This window comes from Yersinia sp. Marseille-Q3913 (assembly GCF_963892745.1).
Taxonomy (GTDB): Bacteria; Pseudomonadota; Gammaproteobacteria; order Enterobacterales; family Enterobacteriaceae; genus Yersinia; species Yersinia bercovieri.
Map to the genome: position 1 here is coordinate 74,788 of NZ_CAWQAF010000011.1, position 16,059 is coordinate 90,846.

Here is a 16,059-nt window from a genome sequence, read left to right on the forward strand (position 1 = left end):
TAACTATGTTTGCCAATACCCAAATGATGGGAATGGATATTGCATTACCTGACGTTTGCCTAACTCCCTGTCCGCTTCCAGTCCCCGTACCTTACCCAAACTTTGCATCGGCGCAGACAGCTATCCCAAATGCATTCAATATATTGTTCGTCGGTGCACCTGCGCACAACATGGCGACAATAATACCATTAACCAATGGCGATAGCCCTGGCGTTGCAGGTGGAGTCGCTTCCGCGACAGTGATGGGGCCATCACGCCATCTGTCCGGCGCATTCTCAGTATTGTTAAAAGGTTCACCCGCTACTCGGCTCACCAGCAGCAGCCTACAAAATTCAACTAACGCTTCGGGTTCTCGTATGGTTCCAAGTCAGTTCAAAGTGCTGATCCTTGCCTCCTAACTCAATCTAAAGCCCTTTACAGCAGTTAAATCATAGTAAAAAGACAAAGTTATAACTGAAAATTTCATTGAGAAATCAATCAATAACTCCCAGCAATAAACACAAATAGCAACGGAAAGACATCATGAGAAAACCACATACTGCCTCAAGATGTTTGCATCTATTGCTAATCATACTTGGTTTTATGCTACTGAGCAGTTGTACGTTTTCGTCCCCGGATGGCCCGCCTATCTACTGTTTGATATTCGATGCCGATCGTCAGGTTAATACGGGGGTACAGCGACATCCCTTACCGATAAAGATACGCACACTGCTACTTCGTTCTGATGCAGAGTTTATGGATGCTGATTTCTTTAGCTTGCAAAACGATGCCCCGAACACTCTTGGTAATAGCCTGCTGGGCAGTGATCAGTTCTTTTTGACGCCAGGGCAGAGAGGAAAAAAGCTACAGGGACAAAAGGTACAAGATGCCCGTTACATTGGCGTTATTGCCGAATACCAAATCCTGAATGCTAAGGTTTGGCGCCTTTCCCTGCCGTTATCTACGATGCCCACAATAGGTGCCGACCAAGAGTGTCAATCTTCGTCAGATGGGCGAGGCGCATATATCGTTGCGGGTATTGAGGGCTTGAAAACCATCAACACAAATGAATAGCAATCGGCTTTCTAAGGCAAGGAACGTATTTAATTATGATAATGAAAGAAGCTCATAAGATCGTTTGGACTGAAGGAATGTTTTTACGCCCACACCATTTCCAGCGGGCAGAACATTATCTGGAAAATTACATACGCGCCTGGGGGCAAGCACACAATGGTTATTTCTGGGGATTTTTAAATCTGGAAGTAGACCAGGAACTGCTACAGCAAGGCAAAGTCGCACTGACTGAGGCTTGTGGCATTATGCCAGACGGAACGCCTTTCAACTTCAGCGGGGCACAATATGCACCCGTACCACTGGTGATAAAAGCGAGTAAAACCAGTGAGAAAGTGGTACTGGCACTCCCCAGCCAACGTGCTGGTCGTGAGGAGATCATTTTTCAGGAGAAACCCGACGCACTTGCCCGTTATCTCGCGTATGAAGCGGAAGTCGATGATCTGAACGAGGTCTCCGTTAGCAGCACCGAGTTGCAATTTAGTTCCCTTCGTCTGCGTCTGATGCTGGAAAGCGACTTAAGTGCCGAGTGGACAGCATTAATTGTGGCTGAGATACAGGAAAAAAGTGATCCCCCCCGATTACAACTGGAAAAAAACTGCATTCCCCCCACGCTTAATTGCCAAAACAATCACCAACTGAAAACCTTTATCAATGGTCTCGCAGGGCTGCTGCTGCAACGTAGCCTACAGATGAGTCTGCGCCTTCAGCAACCTGAGAGCCGCAATAGTTCAGAAATGATTGATTTCATGCAGTTACAGTTGATTAACCGCTATGTGGGGCAAGTCAATCATGTCTCCCAGCTCAGCCATATACACCCGGAACGCCTGTTTGCCGAGTGGCTACAATTTGCCACGGAGCTGGCCAGTTTTTCTTTACAACGTACAGCTGATGCGCAGTTACCCGTGTATGACCACAACAATTTGGCTTATTGCTTTGGCGAACTCATGCTACTGCTGCGCCACGGGCTGTCAGTGATATTGAAAGATAACGCCATCCAACTGGCGTTGGTTGAGCGCTCCCCAGGGCTAAACGTCGCCATCATACAAGACGCAGCCATGATACGGGATTTCGATTTTGTTTTGGCAGTACGCGCTAATGTCACGGCTGAGGTGCTATTGGCACATTTTCCGGCACAAATGAAGATTGCCCCCATCACCCAGATCCGCGATATCGTGCAGTTGCAACTCCCAGGCATCAAGTTATGCAACACCTCAACAGCACCGCGTCAAATTCCGTATCACTCAGGCTATACCTACTTTCAATTAGAGAAGAGCGGTGAGCTGTGGGAACAGATGGAACAATCCAGTGCTTTTGCCCTGTATTTGGCTGGTGATTTTCCTGGCATGAATATGGAATTTTGGGCCATTCGCAACCATACGGACAGGTAATCATGACTCAGGAAAAAACTCAATTACTCTCTGGGAGCAATTCGCTGGTCTCTGCGGCCAGGCCGCTGCTGAATATTATTGCTAAAATTCGCCAGTCAGCGACCCATGATAACCCGACACAATTACGCCAACATTTGATTGAAGAGATCAGACGTTTTGAACTTCGCTGCCAAGTCAACAATCTGCCGTATGAAATCACTATTGGTGCACGTTATTGTTTGTGCACTTCACTGGATGAAGCTGCCGCGCTGATGCCAGACTGGGGAGATGACAACATCTGGTCAGGGAATGGGCTGCTGGTCACTTTCCACAATGAAACCTTTGGTGGCGATAAGTTTTTTGATCTACTCGCCAAATTATCGCAGAACCCACACAAATATATCGAATTACTGGAGTTATTAAATTACTGCCTACTGCTCGGATTCAAAGGGCGCTACAAAGTAATGGACAACGGCCACTCACTGCTAGAAACGCTGAAACAGCGCCTGCAACAGCGCATCCGTTTGGTCCGTGGCGGTTATAGCGAGCTACTCTCTCCAGATGCCCAGACGTTTTCGGTTCAACAAAAACGCCGAAAGCCTAAGATGCCATTGTGGGCGAGCACCAGTCTAACCGCATTCCTGGCCTCATTACTGTTCATTGTGTTGAGCTGGAAGTTGGATGATGCCACTCGCCCAGTGCTGGCATCAATTTACCAGGTAGCCTTACCACAGTGGCTCACTCCCTTACCTACACCAGCAGTCTCCCCAGTATTAAATCTGGCGAACTTCCTACAGGAAGAGATTGCCAGTGGGATGGTGGTGGTTCGTACCGATGACAAACAAAGTGTCATTGCTCTCAGAGGCGACGGGCTGTTCGACTCAGGTATGACCACAATACGCCCCGCCTACAATCAGGTCATTAATCGCATCGGCAACGCACTAAACGGCGTCAGCGGTAAGATCCTGGTCACGGGTTACAGCGATAATGTCCCAATTCGCAAGTCAACCTTCACCTCCAATTCAGCACTTTCATTGGCCCGAGCAAACGCAGTAGGAAACCAATTGCAAAAATATCTTGATAGTGCACAACGGGTAAAAACTGAAGGTCGTGGTGAGGCCAATCCGGTTGCCCCCAATGACAGCAAAAAGGATCGGGCATTAAACCGTCGGGTTGAAATTACATTATTGGTTCCGCCGGAAAATACGAAAACGGAATTTAATAAATTGCAGTAAAGGAACAATAAAAAATGTTAAAAAAATTACTCTCTATCCTTACCAGCCGCTTGGTATGGGGAACTGTCGGCATCTCTATTTTGGCATTAGCCATTTGGGTATTCGGTCCACAGGTTGCCATCGGTAAAAACCAACCTATGAAGTTGGAATTGAACCGCATCATTATCATCACTGTTATCTACCTTCTCTGGGGACTTTGGTACATTATTTCACGCCGTAATCGTGCCGCTTCCCTGCGTAATTTGAATGTAGCTGATGCTTCATCAGAGAAAAATAAAAACCAGGAAGAACCGCAGCAAGAGAGTGACTTGTCGCAGCGTTTTAACGAGGCGAAACAGCGGCTAAAAAAAGCCTATTTCTTAAACCATACAGGCAAATACCGTTGGATATCCTGGTTCAGTCAACACTATTTGTACCAGTTACCTTGGTATATGGTCATCGGCGCACCCGGTGCCGGGAAAACCACCGCGTTGGTCAACTCGGGGCTAAATTTTCCTTTGGCGGACCATATCAACCCTTTATCCCTGCACAATACCGGCGCTACCCGTGATTGTGACTGGTGGTTTACCAATGACGCCATACTGCTGGATACTGCGGGCCGTTACAGCATCCCCCATGGTCAGTACGATGAAAATACCGACGAATGGAAAAGATTTGTTGGTTTGCTGAAAAAATATCGCCCTCGCCAACCCATTAATGGCGTAGTCGTCACTATCAGTATCTTGGATCTGCTCTCTGATAGCCCCGAATCCTTGGCTAAACAGGCCAATGAGCTACGCAAACGACTGTTATCACTTGACGAACAACTGGGTATCCGCTTTCCGATCTATGTCATCATCAGCAAGAGTGATTTACTGCAGGGTTTTTCCGCTTATTTCGGTAATTTCGATAATAAACAACGTGATCAAATCTGGGGCTTGGTATTTCCTTATGAGGCCTCTAATCAGCCTGATTTCCACCTCGCCCATGAGTTTGAGCACCAATATACCCTGCTGGAACAGCGACTCATTGATGCATTACCGGATACTCTACTGACTAATCACTCAATGAATCAACGTGCAGAAAGTCATCTTTTTCCTCAACAATTTTCTGCATTACGCCCATTACTTCGTCAATATCTGGACACTTTATTCGTTACTTCAAGCTTTGAAACCCGTTTTGTCCCACGCGGCATCTACTTCACCAGCGCGACTCAAGAAGGTTTACCCATTGATCAGGTGATGGGCGAATTAAATCACTATTTACAGCTTTCTACTGCATCCAGCCACAGCAATAGCTCACCCCTTACAGCGGACCTCCCCCCAAAAGAGTTAGAGCCGCCTGCCCCTAAACAGAGTTTTTTTCTGAAAAGAATGCTGGAAGACGTTGTTTTTCGAGAGGCGGGACTGGCCAGCAGTAACAAATGGTGGGAATACCGTAACCGCGCACTTCACTGGGCGGGTTATATCCTGTTGGCAGCAATAGCGACAACATTAACTGTTTTATGGGGCAGTAATTACATCGACAGCAAAACCTACCTGACAGAAGTCAGAACCAAGGTGGCATCTCTCGAACGCCAGGGGCAAAAACTGTCACCACCGAAGCCAGAAGATATGCTCTCCATACTGCCATTTCTTGACAATGTGCTGTCCCTGCCAGAACGTCAGGATTTCCCTCTGGGGAACCCACCGTTCACTTATCATATGGGCCTCTATTCTGGTGATAAAGTGAGTACAGCCAGTAATAAGTTGTACCAAAAAGCGCTAAAAGAACTGCTATTACCCCTGTTAGTTCAACAAATTACCAATACCCTGCGTAACGACCCACAAAATGATGTGGAGTTCAGCTATGAAGCACTGAAAGCGTACCAAATGCTATTTCTATCGGAGCGGTATGACGGTGAGTATTTACGCTCTTGGGTGATACTCAACCTACAGCGCAACTTGCCGCAAGGGATCCCACAACTACTGTTACAGCGGCTTGAATGGCACCTGAGCCAGTTGCTTGACAATCAGACTCAGATTTCACCCTACACCAAAAATCAACTGTTAGTGGAGCGCAGCCAGGCGATTATCAACCAGGTTCCATTATCTCAACGGGTCTATAGCAGACTAAAACGCCAACTTAAGCGCCAATGGCTCAGTCAGGCTGAAATAAAACCAGTGAACTTATTGGCTCTGGCGGGGCCACAGGCCGAGTTAGTTTTCTCCCGCAAGAGTGGCAAACCTCTGACTGATAGTGTGTCGGAGCTATTTACCCCACCAGGTTGGACTGCGTTCAACAAAGATATCGACCGCGTCGTTGATACACTGCGGGAAGAGGATACTTGGGTATTGGACAGCGGCCCAATAGAGCAAAAAAGGGCTATCCTGATTACCACTATACGACAGTTGTATATGCAGGAATTTATCAAAAACTGGGATATGTTGTTAAACGACATTCAATTGGCAAATATTAGCAACCTGGAACAACGAATCAGTAGCGCACGCTTATTATCCAGCCCTCACTCTCCTTTACTTAATTTACTGATGAACGTCAGTAAAAACACCATGTTGCACATTGATGGCCGCAACGGACTATTAGATAAAACCAAAAGCAAATTGAACCAGAGTAACAACCCAACATTGGATGTATTGTTTGGTTCCACGACAACCAATATTGGTGATGATATCGCGACTCAGCCTGTGCAGGCCATCATGGCACATTACGCCCCATGGTTAGAGTTGTCTCGCAGTCAGGAGACTGGTGATAAAGCCATTCCGTTCGATAACATACTCAAACAAGTTAATGAACTGTATAACTATCTGACTGCGGTGCAAGGGGCTACCAACAGTGGTATCGCAGTTCCACCAAGCGATATTATCTCACGCCTACAGGCAGATTCAGGGCGTTTGCCCGAGCCACTCAAATCAATGTTGTTATCGCTGACCGTGGGCGCGAGTAGCGACACTCAACATAAAGAGATGGAGAACCTCAAGCAGCGTATTAACTTCGAAGTGAGCAGTTTTTGCCAACAGGAAATAGCCAAACGCTACCCTTTATCCCCTCACGCCAGGCAGGAAGTCACGCCTGACGATCTGGCCCATATATTCGCCCCCAATATTGGCCTGATGGATAAATTCTTTCGCGACAATTTACAAGGGAAGGTGGATACCAGACAAAATAACTGGACTTTTACCCCAGGAGTGGATGGTAAAACACTCCCTAACAGCGGCAATATCCTGCAATCATTCCAGCAGGCACAACAGATCCGTAATACTTTTTTTGCCGGCAACACTCCTGCACCATCTTATCGCGTAACAGTACGCCCGGTGCGGATGGATAGCGACATTCTCAAGCTAACATTGGATATTGACGGGCAACTGTTCAAATATAGTCATGGCCCACTGGTGCCACTGGTGGTGACCTGGCCGGGTACACGTAATACTGGCATGGTCTCTCTGCAATTAACTCTGGCTAATGGTTCCAGTGCTAATTTAACCACCAGCGGCCCGTGGGCGCTGAATCGTCTGGTTGATATGGCGCAACCCTCTGAGGGCAGCAATAATCAATTGGCTTTCAATAACAAACAATCGACCTTCAATATAGACGGCCATCGAGTCACACTGGAATTCATTGCAAACAGTATCTATAGCCCCTTTCAGTTACCGGCGTTCTCCTGCCCTTAAAGCAACTTATCTCTTGCGACAACACATGAAACATAACCGACTAACCACCTGACAAAGGCGATTTAAAGCATGACGTCTGAATTAATCAACAAGTTGCTATCCCCCATAAATACAGCAAATCCTTGTGGGGAAAATTTAGAGTATGATGCTGATTTTTTGGCCTTGGAGCAGGCTTTTTTAGGCAAGGCCGAACAACAATTTGGCAGTACGATTATCCCCGCACAAACGCCAGATTGGATGCTAGTTGAAGATTTGGCCTGTAGCTTACTAACACGCACCAAAGACTTGCGCATCATGTTATATCTCACCCGAGCCTGGACTCAACTGCGGGGCCTACAGGGTTATGCCGATGGACTGGAGCTGATCTATCAAACGCTGGAAAACTATTGGAGTTCTCTATTTCCATCACTGGAGTTTGAGGGGGAAATCGACCCACTATTACGCACCAATGTGCTGGCAGAATTGGGTGATAAATCCATCCTGGCAACCTGTGTGTATAACAGCACTCTATTAAAAGAGACGGGCAGTGAAATTTCATTACTAGCCGCAAGTGATTTACTTAATGGCAATCATCAAGATCATCCAAATTACCCAGGGGGGCGCACACGTCTACAGAGCGAGTTAATGCGACAACAGCTACCTGTAACTCAACTGATGATCGACATCCCTCTATATCTTGTCGCTATCCACAAGCAGGTAACGCAACATTTAGGGGAAGCGGCACAACCAGAATTTAATAATTTATTGAAAACATTAAATACTATTGCTCAAGCCTGCCATCCTCCCCCAATCAGCCAACAACCGCCAATGGCACAGCAGGCATCAATATTAACCCCACAAGCTGTGCCAGCAGCATTCGACTGGCACAGTTTGCAAGTTCAATCACGCGATGATGCGCAACTGCTACTCGAAAAGGTAAAAAACTATTTTTACCTTTATGAACCAAGTCATCCAGCACCATTGATGATCGACCGGGCGCAAAAACTGATAGCCCTCGATTTCATACAAATCATTCAAAACCTAATCCCCAATGGCCTTAGCCAGCTGGAGACTATTCTGGGCCAGACTTATGGTGAGGATCATCATTAATCATCATCTTTATGATGATCCTTTTTGGCTTATCAGTGCCCGAGCACAATGCTCAATTCTCGTTATCCCGACCAGCAGACGGCGGGATAAATTTTTAATAATTATCTGATGTTAGATGGAGTGAGTTATGTCCGGACAAAAATTCATCGCCCGTAATCGTGCACCACGTGTACAAATTGAATACGATATTGAGCTATACGGTGCAGAGCGCAAAGTTGAATTACCATTCGTCATGGGGGTCATGGCCGATTTGGCCGGAAAATCTACCGAACCTCAGTCAAGTGTTGGTGAACGCCAGTTCCTCGAAATAGATATCGACAACTTTGACGAACGCATGAAATCACTCAAACCCAGAGTCGCCTACCAGGTAGATAACACCTTAAGCGGTGAAGGTAAGCTGAATATCGATCTGAGTTTCGAAAGTATGGACGCGTTTTCTCCCGCCGCTATCGCCCGCAAAATTCCAGCACTGAATCACCTACTTGATGCGCGGACTGAATTATCCAATCTGCTCTCCTATATGGATGGCAAAAATGGGGCAGAGGAGCTTATCTCACAAATACTGCAAAATCCCGAGATGCTGAAATCCCTTGTTAGTGCTCCCAAACCTGAAACCAAAGACAACAGTAGTGACGACAATAAATCTGAGGAGTAATTAATGAGCGATTTACAGTTGCAACAGCCATTGCAGCAAGCGACGGATATTCTATCCAGTGATGATTTCAACGCGCTGTTGAAGAAACAATTCAGACCAAAAACTGATCAGGCTAAAGAGTCAGTAGAAAATGCAGTGAAAATATTGGCGCAACAGGCGCTGCAAACAACAGTCTCAATTTCATCAGATGCTTATCACACCATTCAGGCATTAATTGCTGAGATTGATGAAAAACTATCACAACAAATCAATCAGATAATTCATCACGAAGACTTTCAAAAAATAGAGGGGGCATGGACTGGGCTGGACTTCCTGGTGCGCAACTCCGAAACTGACAATATGCTGAAAATACGCTTTATGAGTATTTCCAAGCAAGAGTTAGGTCGTACATTAAAACGGCATAAAGGCGCTGGCTGGGATCAGAGCCCGATATTCAAGAAAGTCTACGAGGAGGAGTACGGTCAGTTTGGTGGGGAACCCTTTGGTTGTCTGGTGGGGGATTACTATTTCGACCACAGCCCACCCGATGTGGAGCTGCTGGGCGAAATGGCGAAGATTGGTGCCGCATCCCATTGCCCGTTTATCACCGGCACGTCGCCGAATGTGATACAGATGGAGTCCTGGCAGGAGCTAGCTAACCCACGCGATCTGAGCAAAATCTTCCAGAATACTGAATATGCCGCCTGGCGCAGTTTGCGCGAGTCTGAAGACTCACGCTATTTAGGTATGGTAATGCCACGTTTTCTGGCTCGCTTGCCCTACGGTATCCTCACTAATCCGGTGGATGATTTCAACTTTGAGGAGAATTGTCACGATGCGGCACAGGGCAATTATGTTTGGGCAAATGCCGCCTACGCGATGGCGGTCAATATCAACCGATCATTCAAAGAGTTTGGTTGGTGTAGCGCGATACGCGGTGTGGAATCCGGCGGTGCCATAGGGGAGTTACCATGCCACACTTTCTCAAGTGATGATGGCAGCATGAATGTACAGTGCCCAACAGAAGTTGCCATCAGTGATCGCCGAGAGAGTGAACTCGCAAAAAATGGCTTTATGCCGTTGGTGTACCGCAAAAACTCCGACGTGGCTGCATTTATTGGTGCCCAATCATTACAAAAGTCAGCGGAGTATCATGACCCAGATGCCACAGCCAATGCGCACCTCTCAGCCCGCCTTCCCTATCTATTTGCCTGCTGTCGCTTTGCGCACTACCTCAAGTGCATTGTGCGCGATAAAATTGGCTCTTTCCAAGAGCGTAAAGACATGGAACGCTGGCTCAATAACTGGATCATGAATTATGTTGATGGTGACCCAGTTAACTCCTCACAGGTAGTCAAATGCCGTAAACCACTGGCGGCGGCTGAAGTCGTCGTCGAGGAAAACGAAGATAACCCCGGATACTACAGTGCCAAATTTTTCCTGCGCCCACATTATCAGCTAGAAGGTTTGACGGTATCCTTGCGCCTGACATCAAAATTACCTTCGTTAAAACAAAATAATGCTTAAGTACTATCTCTAATTGATTATTATTAATTAGATGTTCATATCTCGTATATTTATATATGTTAATGAGTCTAATTAAAATAAGACTGCATAGATACATTAACATGCAGTTTCATATGCCATAATTATGGCAAAACCGGCATGTAATATCAGAGAGTTAATGGAAATAGATCATCATATTTATTACCCTATTAACATTGCTGAAATTAACTGCCAAATCAATCTATCCAACCATGATAAAGGATAATACCATGAGTGAACTTAATACCGATATGTTTCTAAAAATTAGTCATGTTAAAGGTGAATCCAAAGAAAAATCATATAATGAAACAATAGCTATTAACTCTTTTTCCTGGGGAGCTACACAACCGGGAAATATGGGCAGCGGTGGTGGGGGAGGGGCTGGTAAAGTGGTTTATCACGACTTGCACGTTAATGCTTTCATCGATATAGCAAGCCCAACAATACTGAGATTCTGCACTACGGGCAAACACATAGATGAAGTTGTGTTATCTGTTTGTAAAGCAGGGAATGCTGGAGCAAAATTTGAATATTTAACTATCACTTTAAAAAAAGTCTTGATTACAGCCATGCAATATACTGGGCCTGGTCATAACGGACAAGTTGGTATGATTTATACTTTCCAAGCTGCAATAGTAGATCAACTGTATACTGAGCAAAAAGATGATGGGAGTAAAGGTGTAAGTAAAAACTTTGGATGGAATATCAAAGAAGGCGTTGAAGCTTAATAAAAAACTCCCCAGGGTAATGCCTGGGGTTCTATTTTACATTAAAAAATAAAATATAATAATTGAACCATGAGTCACATTTTTACTCACTCAAAGATTAGCAGGAATAACTTATGCAACCACAAAATGAAAAAAAACAAAATAATAAAATCTGCCATGTCAATTGCTGTCATAATTTCTTTTCAAGAAGCACTATTAATAATAGTGGAAATAACAACACTTTTAATAAAAATGAAAAAACACCTTACCGTATGCTCATTGTAACAGTATCTGCTGATGATAAATGCTATATCATAAACTATGACAATATTTCCAACATATTATTAAATAATGCACCTCTGGCAGAGAGTAAACAAATGGAATTGTTACACGGCGACCGCCTCTGCATCAACAACTACCAACTACAAATCAGTCAGTTACAACAGTCAAATGCAATACCACAGTCTTGCGAAAGAGAAGTTCAGGCGACAGAACTCACCGATATCAAAGACGAAAAATACAATAAAAATATAATTGAAGATAAAATTTGGGATACTCTATTAGAAGAGTTTCCTATGCCATTTTCTGCCTCCTCACCGTTGCTGGATGTCAGCGAAAGCAATAAAATTATGCAACCCTCACCCGAACTGCCCACGGATAAACCAGGGGAGAACCTGGCGGGTCATATTCATGTGCAACAGAGAACAAGTGACCCCATGGCACTGTTCGATAACAATACTGTTTTTGAATATGAAAACTTGCTGGCAGATACAACACCAAGCATTTTATTGGCTGAGGATAATCAACAACTACAGCACTCAATCGCCCCATCGCATACGCCAAAAAATAATAGTTTTGAAGAGCACGTGATACCGAAAGTTATGGACACCATACAACCAGAAAAAAAACCTTCTGTGGCACTAAACAATAAAGATATATACCAGAACAGAACCACAATAATTATTACCCATGCTCTACAATCCTTAAACCCAATAACATTGATAGAAGAAGTCCGTAGTACACGCAGTATATCACGGTGGCCTCTACCTTATTATCGTAAGGCAATTTTATGGGATCACTTTGTAAAATCTTATCATCAACTTATTGTCGACACGAAGAGTGGGCATCTATCTGAGCTAATTCAAGCAAGTCAATCAACGCAAAACATGACAGATCAAACCTAAAGAGTAGCCAGATACCTAAATAGATACCGCCATCCAACAAAAATATAATAATCATAAAGATTAGCTGAATCAGGATAATTAACTATGGATGCTAAACAACTTACTCTCTATCAAGAAAACGACCTACTACACAACTCAAATCATCCTCAACGTAAAGAGAATCAACGACAGATATCGCGTAATAATATACTGCCGATGCTGCTCACCATGCTCACTGATAACGAACCACAAAAAAAACAAGAAGCGCCTTTAAGTAATTTGATATCACACCATGAACTACGACTTCATGTATTGCACGACCTGCAACGACTATTCAACTGCATCAATAGCGAGTCGAATAATACCTTAGGGGATTTTCCTCGGGTGCAACGCTCCACAATTAACTATGGTATCGCCTCTCTGGCAGGCAAATGTATCTCAGGTATCGAATGGAAAGATATTCAGTATGCACTGACCCAGTCGATCCTTAACTTTGAGCCTCGCATTCTACGTGATGGACTGCAGGTAAGCTGTGTGACGAATAACGGCTCACTAGAACTCTACAATGTACTGTCAATTGAAATTAAAGGCCGTCTATGGTGTAAGCCCCACCCACTCGAATTCCTGTTTCGTACTGATATGGATCTGGAAAGCGGCCACTTTAATCTAAAAGATATAGGGTAAGCAGATGGATACAAAACTGTTGAATTATTATAACCGTGAGTTGGCTTACCTCCATGAGATGGGTACTGAGTTCAGCGAACGCTACCCAAAAGTTGCCGGCCGCCTTGGTATGCACGGAATTGAAGTAGCAGACCCCTATATCGAACGCCTGTTGGAAGGTTTTGCTTTTCTTACCTCGCGCATACAGTTAAAGATGGATGATGAGTTTCCGAGTTTCTCCCAACATTTATTAGAGAGCCTCTATCCCAATTATCTTTCACCTACACCATCGATAGCTATTGCCGAGTTACAGCCGGATATCAGCAAAGGTGATATTAGTGGCGGTTTTGTGGTGCCACGGGGAACTCGGATAGACAGCAGCTCACTGAAAAAGAGTGGCATAACCTGTAGCTATACCACCGCGCATAATGTCACTTTACAGCCCATACGACTGAAACAGATTGAACTGACCGGTATTCCAACCGATATCCCCCTTTCAACACTTGACCCACACCTCAAGCACTGTGTCAGCGCACTGCGTATTCGGCTTGAGTGTGATGAGACAGTCACGCTGAACGACATGAAGCTCGACCAGCTGGTGTTCTTTCTCGCAGGCCCCGACCAACAAGCAGTACAGCTGTTGGAGTTGCTCATGCAGCACAACATTGGGGTTGTGTATCAAACGGTAGAAGAGCAGCCACAGCGGTGGTTATTGGCAAAAGAGGCATTACGCCAGGAGGGATTTGAACCAGAGCAGGCGTTATTACCCAGTGATCAACGCAATTTTGAGGGCTATCGCCTACTGCAAGAATATTTCGCCTTTCCGGCACGTTTCCAGTTTTTTAGTGTTAACGGGCTACCGAGGCAGTTAAATAATAAGAGCGCATTGCGCCAATTCGAAATAGTGGTGTTATTGGATCGCCAAAATGAGTTCCTGGAACGCGTGATTGACATCAACCATTTGGCACTGCACTGCACACCGGTTATCAATCTATTTCCTAAAGTGACCGAGCGCATCACAATTAATGAGAAAAACCACGAATACCATCTGGTGGTGGATAATATCCATCCGGTTGATTATGAAATATTTTCTATTCAACGACTGAGGGCGAGCAAACAGGACTACACGCAAGAGTTCAACCCATTCTACCGCACCGCAAGTACCGACAGCGGCAATTACGGTGCCTACTTTTCACAACGCCGCGAACAACGCACGCTGTCCAAACATGCACGCCAACATGGTAGCCGTAATAACTACTCGGGTTCTGAATTATTTGTCTCACTGGTCGATGAGCACCAGTCGCCTTGGAATAGTGATCTTAAATACCTGACAGCCGACGTGCTGTGCACCAATCGTGATCTGCCGCTGATGTTACTGCAGCAACAGGGTAGTTTTGAAATGCCAGACTCGATCCCTATCAAGCAGGTTTCATTGCGGAAAGGGCCAACACCACCACGGCCTGCATTAGCGGAAGGCGTTGTGACATGGCGGTTAATCAGCCAGCTACAACTCAACTACCTCAGCATCATGGATAGTGACCCCGAGCAGGGCGCAGCGAGTCTACGTCAGTTACTTGGGCTATACGGTAATCTCAGCGAACCGGCTGTCGCCAAGCAAATTCAAGGAATACGTCACTGTCACTTGCGTTCGGTCTATCGTCGCATTCCTGAACCAGGGCCTATTGTATTCGCCCGTGGTATTGCCATTGATCTCACTGTGGACGATCAAGCATTCTCCGGCAACAGCCCCTATTTACTCGGCAGTGTATTGGAGCACCTATTTTCACGTCTGGTGGCAATAAACACATTTACCGAAATGACACTTTCCAGCCCACAGCGTGGCGAAATTGCCCATTGGCAAGCACGTCTAGGTAAAAGGATGCTGATATGAGCGAATTTGTTGTGGAGAAAACCTTTCATATCAACACTAAATGCCGCTTGCCACTCGATTTTTGGCAGGATCTGATCACAAGCCCTGGCCGCCATGGGCTATTTCACCTATTACGGCACATTGATGCCCAATCGGGTCAACCCTTCTTGCTGGGGCGAGCACCGCTACCACGGTACGAAATACTACGTTTGGGGCAAAAGCCCCAACTCTCCTTCACCCCCTCAATATTGACAGAAGTCAGCTCACGCAGTGGTACACAACTGCATGAGGTCTCTATTTTCAACTTTGGTCTATTTGGCCCCGATGGCCCACTCCCTCTCCACCTGACCGAGTTTGTGCACGAGAGGATACAACACCATCAGGATGACACGTTACTTGCATTTGCCGACCTATTTCACCATCGGCTGATCGCACTATTTTATCGTGCCTGGGCAGATACTCAGCCTACCGTCTCACTGGATCGAGCAGACCATAAACGCTTCGACAACTACTTCTCCAATCTGATTGGTATCGGACAACCCGCACTGCAAGCGCGCGATAGCATCAACCTTCACGCTAAGCACTTCATGGCTGGCCACTTAATTCGCCACAGTCACGATCCGGAAGGTCTGGGCAAAATATTGCGCCACTATTTTAAGGTTCCAGTACATATTGTGGAAAATGTCCCTCACTGGTTAAGAGTGGAACCCTGTGAACGAGCCGGACTACGAGCAGGGCGCAACGCCACACGTTTAGGTGTGTCAACACTCCTCGGAGTCGCGGTACGCGATATACAGCATAAATTTCGTATCGAATTGGGTCCGATGTCGCAACAAGATTACGACCAATTCCTGCCAGGTTTTGCATATTGTGAGCAATTACGCGACTGGGTGCGGCAATATCTTGGTATTGAGTTTGTTTGGGAACTGCGCTTAATTCTGGCAAAAGAGGCATTACAAAGCACTCAAATTGGCGGCACACAGCGCCTGGGATTAAGCAGTTGGCTGAGCAATGCCGAACCACAGCATGATGTCAGCGATCTGACATTCAGCCCTGAGCCTGATGAGTGCCAGAATTAAGAGTGAT

Annotated in this window: 13 protein-coding genes; all 13 read left to right on the forward strand. The window is 45.7% G+C overall.

Going from position 1 to position 16,059, the window contains the following annotated elements; genetic code table 11:
* Nucleotides 1-5: 5 nt before the first annotated feature.
* The 13 genes from AACW11_RS05440 (at nucleotide 6) to tssG (ending at nucleotide 16,052) form a co-directional block, all read left to right on the forward strand.
* On the forward strand, nucleotides 6-398 hold the full coding sequence (locus tag AACW11_RS05440) for a DUF4150 domain-containing protein (protein ID WP_212583954.1): 393 nt from the start codon (nucleotides 6-8) through the stop codon (nucleotides 396-398).
* Nucleotides 399-522: 124 nt separating this feature from the next.
* Nucleotides 523-1,053, forward strand: coding sequence for a type VI secretion system lipoprotein TssJ (gene tssJ / locus AACW11_RS05445; RefSeq protein WP_212583955.1), 531 nt, complete (start codon nucleotides 523-525; stop codon nucleotides 1,051-1,053).
* A 41-nt stretch (nucleotides 1,054-1,094) separates the two neighbouring features.
* Nucleotides 1,095-2,441, forward strand: coding sequence for a type VI secretion system baseplate subunit TssK (gene tssK, locus AACW11_RS05450; RefSeq protein WP_212584181.1), 1,347 nt, complete (start codon nucleotides 1,095-1,097; stop codon nucleotides 2,439-2,441).
* Nucleotides 2,442-2,443: 2 nt separating this feature from the next.
* Nucleotides 2,444-3,655 carry a DotU family type VI secretion system protein gene (locus AACW11_RS05455; RefSeq protein ID WP_212583956.1) on the forward strand — a complete coding sequence of 404 codons (1,212 nt, stop codon included), beginning with the start codon at nucleotides 2,444-2,446 and terminating at the stop codon, nucleotides 3,653-3,655.
* Nucleotides 3,656-3,669: 14 nt separating this feature from the next.
* On the forward strand, nucleotides 3,670-7,302 hold the full coding sequence (tssM, locus tag AACW11_RS05460) for a type VI secretion system membrane subunit TssM (RefSeq protein ID WP_212583957.1): 3,633 nt from the start codon (nucleotides 3,670-3,672) through the stop codon (nucleotides 7,300-7,302).
* A gap of 69 nt (nucleotides 7,303-7,371) precedes the next feature.
* On the forward strand, nucleotides 7,372-8,391 hold the full coding sequence (tssA, locus tag AACW11_RS05465; protein WP_212583958.1) for a type VI secretion system protein TssA: 1,020 nt from the start codon (nucleotides 7,372-7,374) through the stop codon (nucleotides 8,389-8,391).
* 127 nt (nucleotides 8,392-8,518) lie between these two features.
* Entirely contained in the window at nucleotides 8,519-9,046 is a 528-nt protein-coding gene (gene tssB, locus AACW11_RS05470; RefSeq protein ID WP_212583959.1) for a type VI secretion system contractile sheath small subunit, read from the forward strand.
* Between the two features lie 3 nt (nucleotides 9,047-9,049).
* On the forward strand, nucleotides 9,050-10,552 hold the full coding sequence (gene tssC / locus AACW11_RS05475; protein WP_212583960.1) for a type VI secretion system contractile sheath large subunit: 1,503 nt from the start codon (nucleotides 9,050-9,052) through the stop codon (nucleotides 10,550-10,552).
* 248 nt (nucleotides 10,553-10,800) lie between these two features.
* On the forward strand, nucleotides 10,801-11,298 hold the full coding sequence (locus tag AACW11_RS05480; RefSeq protein WP_212583961.1) for an Hcp family type VI secretion system effector: 498 nt from the start codon (nucleotides 10,801-10,803) through the stop codon (nucleotides 11,296-11,298).
* A 113-nt stretch (nucleotides 11,299-11,411) separates the two neighbouring features.
* On the forward strand, nucleotides 11,412-12,461 hold the full coding sequence (locus AACW11_RS05485; RefSeq protein WP_212583962.1) for a hypothetical protein: 1,050 nt from the start codon (nucleotides 11,412-11,414) through the stop codon (nucleotides 12,459-12,461).
* Nucleotides 12,462-12,545: 84 nt separating this feature from the next.
* On the forward strand, nucleotides 12,546-13,124 hold the full coding sequence (locus AACW11_RS05490) for a type VI secretion system baseplate subunit TssE (RefSeq protein WP_212583963.1): 579 nt from the start codon (nucleotides 12,546-12,548) through the stop codon (nucleotides 13,122-13,124).
* Nucleotides 13,125-13,128: 4 nt separating this feature from the next.
* The gene (gene tssF, locus AACW11_RS05495; RefSeq protein WP_212583964.1) at nucleotides 13,129-14,994 is read left to right on the forward strand and encodes a type VI secretion system baseplate subunit TssF; all 1,866 of its coding nucleotides are present in this window, start codon (nucleotides 13,129-13,131) and stop codon (nucleotides 14,992-14,994) included.
* Entirely contained in the window at nucleotides 14,991-16,052 is a 1,062-nt protein-coding gene (gene tssG, locus AACW11_RS05500; RefSeq protein ID WP_212583965.1) for a type VI secretion system baseplate subunit TssG, read from the forward strand. Before tssF ends, tssG begins: the two co-directional genes overlap by 4 nt.
* Nucleotides 16,053-16,059: the final 7 nt, after the last annotated feature.